This is a genomic window from Streptomyces phytophilus, assembly GCF_013870535.1.
GTDB classification, from domain to species: Bacteria; Actinomycetota; Actinomycetes; order Streptomycetales; family Streptomycetaceae; genus Streptomyces; species Streptomyces phytophilus.
This window is the reverse complement of sequence record NZ_JACBXC010001720.1, coordinates 1-1,031: the sequence shown is the minus strand read 5'-3', so window position 1 is coordinate 1,031 and position 1,031 is coordinate 1. Positions and strand designations below refer to the sequence as shown.

1 protein-coding gene is annotated in these 1,031 nt (G+C 75.4%); it reads left to right on the top strand.

The window, feature by feature from the left end:
• The first annotated feature begins 17 nt into the window (after positions 1-17).
• Positions 18-782 carry a class I SAM-dependent methyltransferase gene (locus H5J30_RS35495; RefSeq protein ID WP_181791902.1) on the top strand — a complete coding sequence of 255 codons (765 nt, stop codon included), beginning with the start codon at positions 18-20 and terminating at the stop codon, positions 780-782.
• Positions 783-1,031 lie beyond the last annotated feature (249 nt).

The window sequence follows — 1,031 nt, the reverse complement described above, 5'->3', positions numbered from 1 at the left end:
GGCGTACCGTAGCGATCATGACTACGGACCACGAGCTGCACCGGCGGCGCGCCTCCTCCTTCGGCAGCCAGGCCGGGGCCTACGCCGAATTCCGCCCCGACTACCCCGCCGCCGCGGTCCGATGGGCCCTGGCGCCGGTCGCCGACCGCGACGGCCTCCACGTCCTCGACCTCGCCGCGGGCACCGGCAAGCTGACCGCCGCGCTCGTCGCGGCGGGAGTGCCGACCACGGCCGTGGAGCCGGACGAGGCGATGCGGGCGGAGTTGCGGCGCGCGCACCCGGACGTGCCGGCGCACGAGGGCACGGCGGAACGGATCCCGCTGCCGGCCGGTTCGGTGGACGCGGTGCTGGTGGGGCAGGCGTTCCACTGGTTCGACCCGCAGCGGGCGCTGCCGGAGATCGCCCGGGTGCTGCGGCCGGGCGGGGTGGTCGCCGGGCTGTGGAACCAGGGCGACCGCGAGGTGGACTGGATCATCGGCCTTGACGAGGTCACGCGCGGCGAGGCGTGCTTCGCGGACCTGTCGGACGAGGTGGAGGTGCCGGCCGACGAACGCTACGAGCCGGTGCAGCGGCAGCGGTTCCCCAACCGGCTGCGCTACACGCGCGACTCGCTGACCGCGATGGTCGCCACGCACTCGCGCCTGCTGCTGCTCCCGGAGGACGAGCGGGCGCAGTTGCTCGCGCGGGTGCGGGGCTATCTGGCGGCGCGGCCGGAGACGCAGCGCACGGAGTTCGAGGTGCCGCTGGTCACGCTGGTCGACAGGGCGGTGCTGCGGGGCTGAGCGAGGGCCGGGCGGGGCTGTTGGGCGGCTGGGCGCCGCCGCGGCCCGTACCCGTCATACCTGAGAGCTACGCGGCAGATGGGCTCTGCGGCGGGACGCCGGCGAAGGCCGCCGGTCCGTAGCTTTCTCACCGGATCACACCCGGTGAGAGGAACTCGTCATGGCACGGCCCCGACCTTGCGAACCCGGCTTCCCCGGCCGGGGGTTGAGGCGGCCGGCCCGGCGTGGAGCCGCGGGTAGGGCCGGGGG

What these genes read in the sequence shown, in the direction of transcription:
- H5J30_RS35495 (WP_181791902.1), top strand. Translation starts at nt 18, where the DNA reads ATGACTACGGACCACGAGCTGCACCGGCGGCGCGCCTCCTCCTTCGGC.